The 14005-nt window shown below is 69.2% G+C and carries 16 protein-coding genes; 5 read left to right on the forward strand and 11 right to left on the reverse strand.

Annotated features, from left to right (window positions below; all coding sequences use genetic code 11):
• Positions 1-777: 777 nt before the first annotated feature.
• From OG858_RS44270 to OG858_RS44295, 6 genes are all read right to left on the reverse strand, one after another.
• The gene (locus OG858_RS44270; protein WP_319065853.1) at positions 778-1239 is read right to left on the reverse strand and encodes a MaoC/PaaZ C-terminal domain-containing protein; all 462 of its coding nucleotides are present in this window, start codon (positions 1237-1239) and stop codon (positions 778-780) included.
• Between the two features lie 115 nt (positions 1240-1354).
• On the reverse strand, positions 1355-1780 hold the full coding sequence (locus OG858_RS44275; RefSeq protein WP_086750118.1) for a MarR family winged helix-turn-helix transcriptional regulator: 426 nt from the start codon (positions 1778-1780) through the stop codon (positions 1355-1357).
• Positions 1781-2020: 240 nt separating this feature from the next.
• On the reverse strand, positions 2021-3235 hold the full coding sequence (locus tag OG858_RS44280) for an FAD-dependent oxidoreductase (RefSeq protein ID WP_143677323.1): 1215 nt from the start codon (positions 3233-3235) through the stop codon (positions 2021-2023).
• A 240-nt stretch (positions 3236-3475) separates the two neighbouring features.
• Positions 3476-4231, reverse strand: coding sequence for a dienelactone hydrolase family protein (locus OG858_RS44285; RefSeq protein WP_086750120.1), 756 nt, complete (start codon positions 4229-4231; stop codon positions 3476-3478).
• Between the two features lie 639 nt (positions 4232-4870).
• Positions 4871-4993, reverse strand: coding sequence for a hypothetical protein (locus OG858_RS44290; protein WP_319273377.1), 123 nt, complete (start codon positions 4991-4993; stop codon positions 4871-4873).
• A gap of 306 nt (positions 4994-5299) precedes the next feature.
• Positions 5300-5941, reverse strand: a complete 642-nt coding sequence (locus tag OG858_RS44295) for a transposase (RefSeq protein WP_306300400.1) — start codon at positions 5939-5941, stop codon at positions 5300-5302.
• A gap of 225 nt (positions 5942-6166) precedes the next feature.
• Between OG858_RS44295 and OG858_RS44300 the strand changes: the two genes are divergently transcribed.
• The 3 genes from OG858_RS44300 to OG858_RS44310 all read left to right on the forward strand — a co-directional run bounded on the left by OG858_RS44300 (position 6167) and on the right by OG858_RS44310 (position 7798).
• Positions 6167-6658: a DUF5994 family protein gene (locus tag OG858_RS44300; RefSeq protein ID WP_086750121.1), complete on the forward strand. Its 492-nt coding sequence runs from the start codon at positions 6167-6169 to the stop codon at positions 6656-6658.
• 274 nt (positions 6659-6932) lie between these two features.
• Positions 6933-7529, forward strand: coding sequence for a DUF5994 family protein (locus OG858_RS44305; RefSeq protein ID WP_086750122.1), 597 nt, complete (start codon positions 6933-6935; stop codon positions 7527-7529).
• 5 nt (positions 7530-7534) lie between these two features.
• A complete protein-coding gene (locus OG858_RS44310) occupies positions 7535-7798 on the forward strand; it encodes a hypothetical protein (protein ID WP_256960647.1) in 264 nt (87 codons plus the stop codon).
• A 246-nt stretch (positions 7799-8044) separates the two neighbouring features.
• Here OG858_RS44310 and OG858_RS44315 read toward each other — a convergent pair whose 3' ends face one another.
• Positions 8045-8278, reverse strand: coding sequence for a TetR family transcriptional regulator (locus tag OG858_RS44315; protein WP_086750123.1), 234 nt, complete (start codon positions 8276-8278; stop codon positions 8045-8047).
• 565 nt (positions 8279-8843) lie between these two features.
• Between OG858_RS44315 and OG858_RS44320 the strand changes: the two genes are divergently transcribed.
• Positions 8844-9266: a hypothetical protein gene (locus tag OG858_RS44320; protein WP_086748533.1), complete on the forward strand. Its 423-nt coding sequence runs from the start codon at positions 8844-8846 to the stop codon at positions 9264-9266.
• A gap of 108 nt (positions 9267-9374) precedes the next feature.
• Here OG858_RS44320 and OG858_RS44325 read toward each other — a convergent pair whose 3' ends face one another.
• The 4 genes from OG858_RS44325 to OG858_RS44340 form a co-directional block, all read right to left on the reverse strand.
• Positions 9375-9746 (reverse strand): iron chaperone, encoded by a 372-nt coding sequence (locus OG858_RS44325; RefSeq protein WP_086748532.1) that lies wholly within the window; start codon positions 9744-9746, stop codon positions 9375-9377.
• Between the two features lie 157 nt (positions 9747-9903).
• Positions 9904-11007, reverse strand: coding sequence for a beta propeller repeat protein (locus OG858_RS44330; protein WP_328543825.1), 1104 nt, complete (start codon positions 11005-11007; stop codon positions 9904-9906).
• 152 nt (positions 11008-11159) lie between these two features.
• Complete coding sequence (locus OG858_RS44335) at positions 11160-11453, reverse strand: putative quinol monooxygenase (protein ID WP_086748530.1); 294 nt, start codon at positions 11451-11453, stop codon at positions 11160-11162.
• 251 nt (positions 11454-11704) lie between these two features.
• On the reverse strand, positions 11705-12667 hold the full coding sequence (locus OG858_RS44340; RefSeq protein WP_328543824.1) for a carbohydrate kinase family protein: 963 nt from the start codon (positions 12665-12667) through the stop codon (positions 11705-11707).
• A 249-nt stretch (positions 12668-12916) separates the two neighbouring features.
• Here OG858_RS44340 and OG858_RS44345 point away from each other — a divergent pair, with 249 nt between their 5' ends.
• Positions 12917-13939 carry a sugar ABC transporter substrate-binding protein gene (locus OG858_RS44345; protein WP_086748528.1) on the forward strand — a complete coding sequence of 341 codons (1023 nt, stop codon included), beginning with the start codon at positions 12917-12919 and terminating at the stop codon, positions 13937-13939.
• The last annotated feature ends 66 nt before the right edge of the window (positions 13940-14005 follow it).

Raw genomic sequence — 14005 nt, forward strand, 5'->3', positions numbered from 1 at the left:
TGGATGCCGGCCGGGCAGTGGCAGCGTGGTCGGGGCCGACTGGCGCCCTGAGCGCAGACCGGCCCGGTCGTCGGGCCGGCTCGACGCGGACAGGTCACTGCGGCCAGTCCGTGTGGACAGGGCAGCGCGGCTAGGCCGTTTCTGAGGGCTCTTGAAGCCGTTCGTGAGTGGTTACGGACGAGTCCGGTGAGGCGGCAGGCGCCTCACGAGTCACCTCGCGCGGCGCTGATCGGCCGGATGATCTCCGACCAAGAGCCATCAGAAGCGACCGACCTGGTGCGGACGGGGCGGGCCGCGGCACCAGGCCGGTGCGGACGGGGAGGGCTCGCTGCGCCGGCCAGTGGTGGCCGTGGTGATCGGTGGTGTTCTGTCCGGCGGCACCATCGGCATCACCCGCACCGCCGGGCGCCGGACGGGTTCTGCACAGCCGTTCTGCGGCCGGTCAGCCTTTGGTGACGGTGGCATGGGGGATTCGTCGACGTGGCGGGCGAAGATGTCAGGGCGGGCGTAGTGGCCTGTGGTGTCGAGGTCGAAGCGGGCGCGGACGCGGGCGAGGTCGTCGAGGTCGAGTCCGGCGGTCAGGATGCCTTTGTTCCGTCGCAGCCGACGATCGACCGCATGTCCGCCCGCGTGTGGCCGCCCCCGTCGGCACCCGCCCTGGTGGCGAGTGTCTGCCAGACCGTCGACGTCCGCTGGAGGGCGGCGGGCCGACGCCGACGCGGGCGGGGCATGGGCGGGTTGGGGAAGCCCCTCCGGTTACCGCGGCACTCCGGTCCGTCAGGCTGCCCCGCCTCCGCTCCCGCTCGTCGGCCGGTGTTCCCAGAGTGTCTCCCCGTGGACCTCCAGGACGACGATGCCGGTGTCGTTGGTGAGAGTGCCCCGGCTGCGGACCACGGCTGTGCCGTCGTCGCGGGGCCGGATCTCCACGATCTCCATCGTGCCGCTCAGCACGTCCCCGGGCCGGACGGGCGCCCGCATGCGCAGGGAGCTGATCTCCCGGCCCGCGATGACAGCGGCACGGGAGAAGACCGTGTCCACCACGAGACGTTGCAGGATCGCCGCGGTATGGAAACCGCTGGCGATGAGGCCCCCGAAGCGGCTTCCGGCTGCCGCGTCCTCGTCGGTGTGCAGGGGCAGCGGGTCGAAGCGGCGGCCGAAATCGAGGATCTCCTCCTTGGAGACCTTGGCGCTGCCGAGGTCGAACACGGCAGCGGGCCGAAGGCTTTCGGCGTACAGCACGGTCCTCACCGCCGGCCCGTCGTCGGCACGAGCCCTGGCGTGAGCCGACGGGGTATGTACCGGTGGAAGTACGTGCCGAGGCGCATACGTGTCTCCGTTCGTCCTGTCATGGCGGTCAGTCGAGTTCCGTGACGAACCGCCGGAGGAGGCGGCTGAACGTCTCGACGTCTTCGTCCGGCCACCGGCCGAGCCGTTCCTGCAGCGCCTTGCGCTGGTGCTGCCTGACGCGGGCCAGGCGGTCGCGACCGGTGTCGGTGAGTTCGAGCAACTTGGTCCTGGGCCGCGACGGATGCGACACCCGGCGCAGCAAGCCGTGCTCCTCCAGCTGGGACAGCTGACGGCTGACGGTGGACTTCTCCAGGCCGTACCGCTCCGCCAGATCGGAGGCGGTCGGCTGGGGGACGGCGCGTACGTACGACAGCATCGTGTACGCGACGAAGGAGAGGCCGTCGTACATGTTGTTCGCCCGCGCCCTGGAATTGCGGGAGAACAGGATGATCGACTCGTGGATCGCATCGAGGGGTTCGTCCCTGGCCGCCATGACGCCATCCTGGAGTTGCGCGATACAACTGTCAAGGTTGTATCGCGCAACTCTGGCATCGTCACTCTCCTCCAAGGACCGGCATGCGGAGCCCGCCGTGCCCTCGACCTCGCCCCGAAACGGTCCAACGCCCTCGGCCGGCGCCTGTGGTGGTGTGGTGTGCCCGGCATGACGGCCGTGGTGTGCGGCGCATCACCACCATGGGCGTCTCCGGCGGGATCAGCCGGTCCTCAGCCCGGCCTACTCGGGCAGCGGCAGGTGGCCGATCACCTTCTCGCCCACCGCCGCGGACATCCGAAGAGCCTTGTAGCCGTAGTCACGCATGGCGTCTTCGTACGCGCCGATTCCGTCCAGGAGGTCCTTGGCGCCTCGCGCGACGGCGAGCAGCTCCTCGCCGAGGACGTGCGCGTCGCGCAGCGCGGTGTTGGCGCCGATGCCCAAGGACGGGCTCATGGCATGGATCGCGTCGCCCACCACCGTGACGTTCGAGGGCTCCCAGGCGCGGGCGGGAACACAGCTGCGCAGGGTCAGTGGCTGCACGGTGGCGGTGTCCCACAGCCGGACCGTCTCCACCAGGGCCGGATGCCAGGAGGCCACGCGCTCCAGCGCGTACGCCTTCAGTTGCTCGGGAGTGGCGGTGAACAGCTCGGCGTCGGGCATCATGCGGCTCGCGACGGAGTTGAAGATGCTCAGCGCGTAGTTCTTGGTGGCTTCGTCCTGGAAGTCCGGGTCCTGTTCCTTGACCAGCGGAGAGCCGGGGTTGCTGCGCTCCAGCGGGCCGAGGGTGAGTCCGGTCCGGTCGGCGGCGTAGGCCAGTGAGAAGGTGTTGAACAGCTGCGCCGGCAGCTTGGCCTTGGTCTCCTCGGTGATCGGAACCTTCGCGGCGATGTGCCGCGCGGCCAGATCGGCGACCTTCACCTGCGGCAGCCTCTGGGCCCGTACGGCGGAGTTGATGCCGTCCGCGGCGATCAGCACGTCGGCCTCGACGGTCTCCCCGTCGTCCAGGAGTACGGTGACGGTCCCGTCCGGGTGGGAACGGTATCCGGTGACCTTGGCGCCGAAGTGCACGGCCTCCTCAAGGCCGAGGTAGAGGATCCGGCGCAGCGTCGAGCGGCACACCACCAGGTGCTCGGGGATGTCGGTGGGCACCCCGATGCCTTCGGTGGCGGACTTGTCGCGGCCCGGGCGGAGGTTGAGCTGTTCGTCGAACAGCAGCATGTCGTCGTCGGGCATGCCGGAGGTCGCGAGGAACAGCTCCCACAGCCGCGGCTCCAGGGCGGCGTACAGGGATGAGGTGCCGGTGGAGTTGATGTGGATCCGGTAGCCGGCCTCGCGGGCGGCGATGCCGGTGTCACGCTCGTAGACGGCCACGTCCAGGCCGTGCCGGTTCAGGTAGTGGGCCAGCGTCATCCCGGCAAGACCGCCGCCGGCGATGACGATACGTGTCCCAGACAAAAGTACTCCCAGTGCAATTGGTTTCGTACGAGGGAGCACACTGGGCCTCTTTGCAGGAGAGGATGATTGACGCAACCAGGCGAAATGAAGAAATGGTGACCGGCTGCGCCCCGGACTACCGACCGGGATGCAATTTTGTGTGCTATGGATTTATTCACCCGAATTTCACCGGTGGTGGTGCCGGCCGGTTATACGGAAACCGCATCCCTTCGCATTGCGGCGCCTGTTTGTTTCAGCGCATCAGAGTGTGCGTGCGAAAAGGTCCAGCAGCGCCACCCAGTGGCGTTCCGCGGCTGCGGGATCGTATGCGGCGGTGTCGGCCTGCGTGAAGCCGTGGTGTGCGTCGGCATATACCTCGCAGCGGTGGCGTACGCCCGCCGAGGCGAGAGCCGCGTTCAGACGCTCGACCTGTTCCGGCGGCAGCGCGCGGTCCTGGTCGGCGTGACCGAAGTACAGCTCCGCCTCGATGCGGTCGGCGAGCAGGTGCGGGCTGTCGGGCGCGGTGGAGGCGAGGTTCGCGCCGTGGAAGCCTGCCGCGGCGGCCACCCGGTCCGGATGGGCACCGGCCGTGCGCAGCGCCAAGCCGGCACCCATGCAGTAGCCGGTGACGCCGACCGGTCCGCCCTTGGTCGTCGGGCATTCGGCCAGCCAGTACAGGTAGGCGTCCGCGTCCTGCATGGCCGCCTCCGGCGTCAGGGACCGGATGAGCGGTCCGAGGCGCTGGAAGAGTTCCGGGCGTGTGACCGGGTCGACGAAGTCCGGCAGTTGGATCACCGGGGCCGGCCCGTGGCGGTAGAAGACGTTGGGTGCCAGGACGCAGTACCCCGCCGAGGCCAGACGGTCGGCCATTTTCTTCAGGTGTGGGCGCACCCCGAAGGCGTCCATGTAAAGCAGGACGGCGGGAAACGGGCCGGAGCCTTCGGGACGCACCAGGTAGGCATCGGCTGTGCCGTCTCGTGTAGCGATGTCCACGGTCGTTCCATGCACAGCGCTCATACGCACTTCTTCCTTCCCTTTGAACAGGAAATTGACCGAGGTTCATTGGAAAACAGCTCGGCATGACGACTGGGGCCGAACACCGGCCCTGTCGATCGATTCTAGTCCGCGATGCAATCTCCGTGGTGCGTGTGAAAGGGGTGACCCTTCACCTACTTTCAAGCCTTGACGCGGTCCGGAAAAGCTGGTCAAGTCGTCCTTGAATTGACGGAGAGCCAGAGATGTGCTCACGAAATACGGCCTGCATTGCCGACCGAGCGACAATGGTGCTGTCGTCGTGGCGTTCAGCGTTACCGCGCTCTCGCCACGCTCTGATGTGCGGCACGCATGGGAGCCGGCGAGCCCGGCTCAGCCCAGCCGACGGCCTATCTCTGTCGGCGTCGCGGCACTTGTTGCCGTAGAACACGAGCTCACCGCGCGAGGTCTGGGTGAAGGTCCGGTTGCGTTCGCCGGAGACCCCGGGCAAACCGACGGTGTTCGCGCCCTTGGCCGGGTGCGCGAGTACGGAGACCGGGCGTCAGGTAGTGGCCGAGCCGGTCGGCGGGAAGGCCACGACGTGCGCGTACTGGCCGCTCACCCGGATGTGGCCCTACAGGCCGTGCTGCTGTCACTGCTCCCGCCGGTGTACGTGATGTCCAGTCACGTCGCGCCGGACGCCTCGGTGCCGGACACGGTCAGCGGCAGCGCGTCGTTCGCCGGGACCGAGGTGGTGTAGCCGGTGGCGAACGATCCCGCGGCGGTGCGGGGCCAGGCGTTGCGCACGCCGGCGGAAGCCGAGGTCGGGCCGAGGTCGGTTCAGCGGATGGTGGTGTCCGCCGCGGAACCGGTGCGGTTGAACAGCATCGCCGCGCGCGCGTGGCGCCCGCGGCAGCCCATGGCTGCCACCGCGGGCGATTCGGCCGTGACCGGCCCTGCCAGGCACGGCCCGGCTGCGGCCGGGCGATGCGTCACGCGTGGGGTGCGTCGAACCGGTGGACCTGGCGCATGGCCGCGACGGTCGGTACCAGCAGCCCGCCGATGGCCAGGATGGTCACCGTGGGAGGCCGCATGCCCACGGCGCTCCACCGATCATGACTGTGCGACGAAAGAGCACTGCTTCCTGTGCGGGCCGGTTCTCCTTGGCGGTGTGCCCGCATTCGGGGCAGGTGCGGGAGGTGTTGCGGGGGTCCAGGCGATCGCTTCCCGTCCGGCGCTTTCAGCCTTGGCGTGCAGGATCGTCAGGAACACCCCCAACCGGCGTCGTTGATCGACCTGTTGAGCCCGGCCTTCGCGGCGGACCCCGTTGGGCAGGAACAAGCCTGCCCGGTCGGGGTTGGGTGGTGCGGGGGTCTTGCTCATGTTGCGGATCCTGAGGTCTTCGTGCGCGATCACATCGTGCGCGCGGACCGGGCCGAGGGCGGTTCTGTGCGCGTGGTCGAGGCGCTGACGACGCACCTTGCCGTGCAGTTCGGCGGCTTTCTCCACAGTGCGCTGGTGGTTGGCGGTACGCTCCTTGGCCTTGCGGCGCGGGAACCGGGACAGGGCCTGCTGCGCGGCTTCGAGTTTCGTGGCTGCCTTACGCCCGTGGCGCGGATTGGGGATGAAATCGCCGCCCGAGTCGGCGAGGAAGTTCGCGATGCCCAGATCGATGCCCAGATCGATGCCCAGACGCTGTCGATCGCGGGCAGCGGCTCCGGCTGGTCCTGCTCGACGCTGAGCACGACGACCCACCGACGGCCCTCACGCTTGACCGAGACGGTCTCGATGTGCCCGTCTGGGGCAAGCCGGAGACCTCTCACACTCTGGATCTCACACTACTGCGTCGGCCTACTACGCCCTCGGGCATCGCAGCGCCCGAGGGCGACCTGGTGGCTCCCCGGCCGCTGTCGGCCAGGGAGTACCGTGTAGACGAGGAATCCCCCCGGTCCCCTCGTTCCCCGTAGGCAGGCGAGTGCGATGGTCGAATCCGACTCCCCGCGGGTGACCAGGCTCCTGCCGGATGCCGTCCACCAGGCCGTGCGGCCCGGGACAGCGGTCGTACGACTGGAGACGAAGCACGACCGCCACGGCGTGCTCGACGGGGTGTGGTGGCCTCGTTCCCGCGACATCGCCGCCGAACTCCCCAGCCTGATCACTGCGCTGACCGAATACCTCGGGCCCGTCACGCGAGTCGGCCTGGACACCGGTGCCTGGGAAGAGCTGCCGACGCGGATGACCATCGACGAGCGCGTCGTCCACATCGACTCCTTCCCGGCAGGCGACGACACCGTCCTCATCACCCGGGGCGAGCAGGATCTCTTCTCCCTCCTCGTGGTTCCGCCCCACGCGACGCCCGACGCCGCGCGCGCCGCCATGGCTGAGGCCGTCCGCGCCGGTAGTGGGAGGTGCGCCGAACAGATCCTCATCGACACCGGCACCGAGCGAACGGGCCCGAGCCAACGGACATGAGCGAGCGTTGCCAGGGAACCACCGGGCGGGCGCACTTCGGGCTCATGTGTCTGGGTCGAGGCTGATCGGTCCCCGGGGACGTGGTTCCAGGTAGGGGCACACGGGACCGTTTGTGCGTTGCCCGTGCGGTTCTGCCCGCGCGGTTCGTTGGACCAGCCCGAGGAGTAGGCTCGAGTTACCGAGGATATTTCGTGCACCGGCTTCCAAGCTCGTGTCGTTTTCGGCGATCGAATATTCCGGGCCGGTCAAGATCGGCCCGGGGCAGGGTTGCGCCATGACCGCGACCATTTCCCTCCCGCCGACAGCCAGAGCCGATGACCCGGTCTCCTCGTCCTCTCTCCGGCTGAGGCTGGCTCGAGTCCGTCCCGCACCGGCCCTCCTGGACGGCGCATGGTGGCCCCGTTCCCGCGATCTCGAGGCGGAACTCCCCTCCCTGACCGCCGTACTGGACGCTTTGTGGGGGCGGATCACGCGGGTCACGGTCAACCCCATCCACTGGCCGGTCGTTCCACGCCATGTGCCCGTCGCCGGGCATGTGGTGAAGGTGGGCTGGTTCCTGCCCGAACAGGACCCGCACGAACTGCTGCTGCTGTCGTACCGCACGGGCCGCTGGAACCTCCTGGTGATCCCGCCTCGGACACCCGCCCTCTCGGCAGCCTGGCTGATGGCCGCCGCGAGCGACCCACTGGGCACGTCGACCGCGAGCCGGCTGATGGAGGAGGCGGCGCGCCTACGGGCGGTGCACGAGGCCGACCGGGCGCTGGAAGCGGTCTGGGACTACGAAGGGGGACATGAGCCCAGGGATTCGGTCGTACGTTCGCGGCTTCCGGCCGTGACGGCCGCGAGGCCGCATCAGCCGATGGGAAGGTGAGAACCGTGGAGACATTCGTAACCATGATCGTGATCACTGCGGTGATCATCCTCGGGGCGTTCCTCATCCACCGGCTCAACTCGCAGCACAGCGACCGCATCGCCGCCTTCCACTACGGCCGCTCCGGGATGCCCGTCGCGGGACCGGCTCCCTCGGGTTCGAGGAAGGCCCGCGGCTGGGCGAGGGTGACCGGCACCGACAGGCACCGCTACCGCCGCGACGACGGCGGACGCGGGCAGTCCCACCCCCGGCGCCCCCACATCCCATAGGGCACCAGGGTGTGTCCCATCGTTCCGGCAGGCTCGCCCGGTCCGTCACCGAACGGGCCGAACGGGTCTTTCCCGGGGCTCGGCGACGGTTGCGGCCAGGGAGGTCGGTGAGCCGTCCGCCCGCACAGCGGGGCACCCTTCGGTGGGCCGATCCCCCGACCCGCTCCGCCTCCCCCTTGCATCGCCGACCTGCGCAGTCGGCCTTGACTTGACCAGGCGGAGCGGCTTTCCGGACGGCTGGGACCGCTAATGAGCCCTCTGAGCCCTCTGAGCCCTCTCCTCGGGCGGGACGTGGACCTCGCCCAGGATTCTGTCGGCGACCAGGGCGAGAAGTTCGTCCCTGTTGTTGAAATGCCGGTAGAGCGTTGCCGTGCCCGAGTCCAGGGCGTCGGCGTCGGCGAGCATCCGCAGCGTCAGCGCCTGGGCCCCGACCTCATCGATGAGTTTCAAGGCCGTCCCGGTGAACCGGTCACCGTCCATCGGGGGCGCCCGCGCCGATGGGTGGGAGCCGACGGCCGGCTCGCCCACCAGTCGGGACTGCCAGGGACGGGTGTTGTCGCCGAAGCCATGGAACGGTCACCCTTTCGGCGGCCGATGTATCCATGTGTGCGCCGGAAACCCATTTCGGCGTCATTGTATCCGTTATAGAGGGTGGAGAGCCGCGCCCCAGAGCTGGCGCACGCCTGTTCCTCGTGTCGCTCACGTGATTCCGTCGTCCGGCACGACCGACATCGCGGCCGGCCTACGGACCGGACCCACGTCATGCGCCTGCGCCACGCCCGCCGCCGCCTGCCAAGCCCTGGGCGTGGCGCGAGGCCGCCCCCCGGCGCATTCGCGCCTGCCGACCGCATCCCCACACGCGGCAGCCGGTGCGGACACCGACGTCTGCGAGATGCCCGAGCTCAGACGCCACATCGCCTGATCGGAGTGCAGGATCGGACGAACGTCGTTCACATGGCCGATGGCGGGCGTCGAACGACAAGCCCACGTTGTCGTTCGACCGTCAGGGAGCGAACGGAACGCCTGTCCGCAGCGTCTGAGATGTATGAAAGCCTCGCGCCAAGCCGCTGTTCTGCTCCTGAGTGCCGGGCTGTTGCTCTCGGGGTGCTCGTCCTCGTCCGACAATCCGGGCGACGAGGGGTACACCGGCCCCACCCTGCCTGCCCGCACCGTCGCGGAGGGCGAGTGGCAGGAAGGGCCGGCCAAGCCCAAGCAGCACAAGCCGTATCCGTACGACATCAATACGCACTGCGGGATCAAGTGGCTGCATTTCGGCGGCCGTTGGTGGGTCCTCGACTCCGTGTTCCCCGGTGTCGAGCAGGTGAAGGGGGAGCCGCCCTCGCAAGAGAGCGAGAGGCTCGCCGGCTACATGACTCTGATCGGCCCGGATACCGCCAACTTTGACGCCTATGGGATGCCCACGATGCAATTCGTACCGGCCGAGGATGAACCGCCGGGCTGCGCCTAGGCCGAATACGGGGCGTTGCCGGGAAAGCGCCGGCCGCCCTCGTTCTCCTGGCGGCGGTGTGTGGGGGCGACCGGGGAAGGCGGAGCCCAGGTTCGCTTTCCCCGGTCGTCACATCCACAGCACGCCGTCGTCCTCGTGCTCGCGGATGCGGAACGCAATCATGCGGCGCAGCGGGTCGCCCGGCACAGGCCGGCTGTACGGGAGTCGGACCGAGCCCTTGCCGGTGGTGAAACCGGTGAGGGCGGCGTCGAACGCCTCGCGGGTGCTCGGGGTGACCACGATGTTGGCGTGCTTCGCGTGGCCGCTGACCATGAACAGGATCGTCCCGGACGGCTGAACCCACGCGGGATGACCCCACTTGATCGCCTCGCTCGCAGCGGGGACCGCATCGCGGGCCGGCGTCCGTACCTGCTCAAGTACCTCGCGGTTCTGCCCCGCGAAGCCCTCGACGTACTCGTCGATCGTCTGTGGCTTTCCCATGGCGTCAGTGTGGCACCGCCCACCCATCATGGTTCGCTACGGAACGCCCCGCTATCGGCTCCCAGGGGAGGGCCCTTGATCTGGTGGGCGTCAACGCGGTTGACCGAGAACGCGGTGCGGCTCAGAGAGCGGCGCGAACGTTCAGGCAGGGGGTCCGTCAGCGCTTCAGGCTGACGATCACCGAGGAGTCTCCAAGGGAGCCGACACCGAGGATCCTGTCGGTGCCAGGGACTGCCGTGATGGCGTTCAGCCGGAGTGGTCGGCCCGTGCTGGAGCTGATCCCGTCGGTGTTCGGTGGCTTCGTCCGTGCGATCCCCTCACAGCGCCCGTCCGCCGTGAGGTACCGGCCGGCGCTGAGGACCGCCCCGCGTTCACCGTCGTCGACCCAGGGGCCGCGGTCGCCGCATGCTCCCCCGGAGTTCGCCAGCTTGATCCAGGAGGTGCCGTTCCATCGCAGCCGGACACTCTCCGGAGCGGGGTCGGGCTCGTCGTCCTCGCTGATGGAGGTGTGCTCGCCGTAGGCGCGGACGTCGTCCCTCGCCAGCGCGGCGACCTCGGTGAAGTAGGCCAGTTCCTCGGGCGCCGGGTCCGTGTAGTGGTACTCCGGTGCCGGTACGCGCTTCCAGGCGCGGCCGTCCCAGTGCATGGTGGCGGGCTGGGCGCCAGGCAGTCCGAGGCTTTCGTCGGGACCGTGCGGGTAATGGTGGCCGACCGCCCACAGATCCCCGGGCGCGACGCCGTCGAGCGCCGTGACGGTGACGGGCAGGTCGATCGCGGTCCAGCGGGTGCCGTCCCAGTGGGACGCCCCTGTCCTGCCGTCGAGGACCCATATGTCGTCTGCGGCGAAGGCCCGCACATCCACGGCACGGTTGCCCGGGGGCTTGGGCAGTGCCGTCCAGTGCGTGCCGTCCCAGCGGGCCATCCGTGGTGTGTGGCCGTCCTTCGCGCTCGCCGTCAGCAGGAAGCCGCCGGAGTCCACGGCGTCGAAGCGCGCCCGGTGGACGCTGTCGGCGAGTGACGTCGGCATGGGGCGGCGTCGCCAACCGGTCCCGTCGTCGTGCAGCAGGTAGCCGTCGCCTGCCACCCAGATGTCGTCGGCACCCGTCGCTGCCACGCCGGACAGTTCGCCGGCACCCGGGAAGACCTCGTCGTACTCCCAGGTCATACGGGGGCCGATCACGGCACGCAGGGCCACCACGGAGACGAACAGGAGGAGCATCGCGGCGAGGGCGACGTTGATCTTGACCATGCGCGTGTGCACTTACGTTTTCCCCGCCCCGTGCCTACTGCGAGCCTTCGGTTTGGTCGCAGACCATACCGTCCGGTCCAGGCAGGTCGGCCCGGTGGTCCGGCCGTGAAGGGCCGGGCCCGTGAGGCGGCCCGGCCGATGTCGGTCGCCGGACGAAGGAGCCGTCAGGTCACGGGGGCGAGGAAGGTCAGCACCGAGGCGTCCTCCTCGATCAGCGGGGTGAGGACGGTGTTGAACGGGCCGCCGTACGGCGCCTTGAGGTGGGCCTGGAAGGCGTCCTCGTCCCGGTACACCTCGAAGATCCAGAAGGCGCGGGGGTGGGACGCCTTGGTGTAGACGTCGAAGGCGAGATTGCCGTCCTCCTCCCGCACCTTCTCGGCGTACTCCAGGATCAGGCGGGTGACCTCGTCCTCCGCTCCCTCGCGGGCGGTGAACTCGGCGAGCAGGGTCTTGTTCACGGTGGGGTGTCCTTCACGGTCGGGGCGGGGATCAGTCGTGGGCGGAGTCGAGATGCCGGACGACGGCCTTGGTGCCCGGCGCGGACCAGCCGAAAGTGACGTCTTGTCGGCGCTGTCGTCCACGGCGCCCGACCGAAAGTGTCATCGTCGACTTATGTCATCGATGACATCGACTGCCCGATGATGGAGGGAATCCGGCCGACGCGTCAACGGTTCGGCCGTAACGCCCACACAGGCGGCTCGCATGCCCGTCACGCGTGGTCCGCGGTGGCCAGCTGCGTCAGCTGGCTCTCCCACGGGGGATTGGGGCCGGCGACCGAGCAGGTCAGGGCCGCTACCCGGACGGCGAACCGGCATGCTTCCGCGACGTCGCCGAGGCCGAGTTCCGTCAACCGGCCGCCCAGCAGGCCGCGGCTGCCGAGGTGGTGCAACAGCCCGGCGGTGAAGGAGTCCCCGGCCCCGACCGTGTCGGCGACGGTCGTCGCCACGGCGGGCACCTGAATCCGTTCGCCGTCGAGCGAGGCCAGCACACCGTCGGCACCCCGCGTGATCACGACGAGCCGCGCCCCCAGCGCATGCCAGACGTCGCACGCCTGCTCGGGCGGGGTGCCCGGCAGCAGCAGTTCCAGGTCGTCCTCGCTCAGCCGGAGCACATCGGCGAGGGCGCACCAGTGCGCCAGCCGGGCGCGGTATACATCGGGGTGCACCAGCAGCGGCCGGACATTGGGGTCGATGCTGATGGTCGCGCCGGGGGCGGCCGCCGCCAGGAAGTCCTCCACCGCCGCCGCGCCGGGTTCCCGGACCAGGGCCAGCGACCCGGTGTGCACGCAGACGGTGTCGGACAGGTCCACCTGTGCCAGTTCCCCGGCCGTCCACTGCCAGTCGGCCGTGTTCTGCGCGTGGAAGGAGAACGCGGCCTGCCCCTGGGAGTCCAGTTCCGCCACGGCCAGGGTGCTGGGCTCGGCGGCCTGTACGGCACTCGACAGGTCGACCCCGGACGCCTCCAGGTGGGCGCGGAAGAGGCGGCCGAACACGTCGCCGGACAGGCGTGCGAGGAAGCGGGCCGGGGTGCCGAGCCGGGCCAGGGCCACTGCCGTATTCGCAGGTCCGCCGCCCGGCAGTACACGCAGGGCGAGTTCGTTCGAGGTGTTTGAGGGTTCGGCGAAGGCGTCCGCGACGCACTCTCCCAGGACGGTGATCTGACGCGGGCTCATGGGCTGCTCTTCTCTGACGAACGAACGGGCAGACCGGACGTGTCGTGGCGCGGCTGCCGGCGGGCGACGGCCGCGGGCGTTGCGGGCGTTGCCGATTTGTGACGGTCGCAGGGCATTGACGTTTCCGGGAGACGGAGTCCATCATCCTCGCCAGGCAGTGTCAACGATGACATAAGTCAACGATGACACTCCCGGACGGCATGCTCAGTATCCGGCCCCGTGCCGCCCGCTATCCCACAGGAGTCGATCATGTCTCGCACCACTCGCCTGTCCTCCTCCCTCATCAGAACCGCCGCTGTCGCGGGTGTCGCGGCGCTCACCCTGACGGCCTGCGGATCCGGCTCCGGATCGACGTCCACCGGCTCAGGCTCCGATTCGGGCGAGGTCAAGGTCGGTCTGATCACCAAGACCGACACCAACCCGTTCTTCGTGAAGATGAAGGAGGGCGCCGAGAAGGCCGCGGAGGCCGAGGGCGTCAAGCTGATGACGGCGGCCGGCAAGTTCGACGGCGACAACGCCGGTCAGGTCACGGCCATCGAGAACATGGTCGCCGCCGGGGTGAAGGGCATCCTGATCACCCCGAGCGACTCCAAGGCCATCGTGCCCGCGATCGAGAAGGCCAAGGCCAAGGGCGTCCTGGTCATCGCCCTGGACACCCCGACCGAACCGGAGAGCGCGGTCGACGCCCTCTTCGCCACGGACAACCTCAAGGCGGGCGAGCTGATCGGCGAGTACGCCAAGGCCGCCATGAAGGGCAAGACCGCGAAGATAGCCGCCCTCGACCTCGCACCGGGTGTCTCCGTCGGCGTCCAGCGGCACAACGGCTTCCTCAAGGGCTTCGGCGCCACCGACAAGGACGTCGCCTGCGCCCAGGACACCGGCGGCGACCAGGCCAAGGGCCAGACGGCGATGGAGAACTGTCTCCAGAAGGAGCCGGACATCAACGTCGTCTACACGATCAACGAGCCCGCCGCGCTGGGCGCCTACACCGCGCTCAAGGCCAAGGGCCGGGAGAAGGACGTCCTGATCGTCTCCGTCGACGGCGGCTGCACCGGGACCCAGGCGGTCAAGGACGGAAAGATCGCCGCCACCTCGCAGCAGTACCCGCTGAAGATGGCCTCCGAGGGCGTCAAGGCCGTGGTGACGTACGCCAAGGACGGCAAGAAGGCGTCCGGTTACACCGACACGGGCGTCACCCTGATCACCGACAAGGCACAGGACGGGGTCGCCTCCAAGGACACCGGATACGGCCTGGAGAACTGCTGGGGCTGAGCCGCCCCCTGAGGCCCGCACGACTCCGCCTCTCCCCTCAGCGGGGCGGCCGTCCCTTCCTCCCTG

Source organism: Streptomyces europaeiscabiei (assembly GCF_036346855.1).
GTDB lineage: Bacteria > Actinomycetota > Actinomycetes > Streptomycetales > Streptomycetaceae > Streptomyces > Streptomyces europaeiscabiei.

Bases quoted from the DNA above. Each gene is read 5' to 3' on its own strand.
- OG858_RS44325 (WP_086748532.1), bottom strand. From the start codon at position 9,746: ATGGGAAAGCCACAGACGATCGACGAGTACGTCGAGGGCTTCGCGGGG.
- OG858_RS44275 (WP_086750118.1), bottom strand. From the start codon at position 1,780: ATGGCGGCCAGGGACGAACCCCTCGATGCGATCCACGAGTCGATCATC.
- OG858_RS44285 (WP_086750120.1), bottom strand. From the start codon at position 4,231: ATGAGCGCTGTGCATGGAACGACCGTGGACATCGCTACACGAGACGGC.
- OG858_RS44320 (WP_086748533.1), top strand. From the start codon at position 8,844: ATGAAAGCCTCGCGCCAAGCCGCTGTTCTGCTCCTGAGTGCCGGGCTG.
- OG858_RS44315 (WP_086750123.1), bottom strand. From the start codon at position 8,278: ATGGACGGTGACCGGTTCACCGGGACGGCCTTGAAACTCATCGATGAG.
- OG858_RS44300 (WP_086750121.1), top strand. From the start codon at position 6,167: ATGGTCGAATCCGACTCCCCGCGGGTGACCAGGCTCCTGCCGGATGCC.
- OG858_RS44345 (WP_086748528.1), top strand. From the start codon at position 12,917: ATGTCTCGCACCACTCGCCTGTCCTCCTCCCTCATCAGAACCGCCGCT.
- OG858_RS44340 (WP_328543824.1), bottom strand. From the start codon at position 12,667: ATGAGCCCGCGTCAGATCACCGTCCTGGGAGAGTGCGTCGCGGACGCC.
- OG858_RS44305 (WP_086750122.1), top strand. From the start codon at position 6,933: ATGACCGCGACCATTTCCCTCCCGCCGACAGCCAGAGCCGATGACCCG.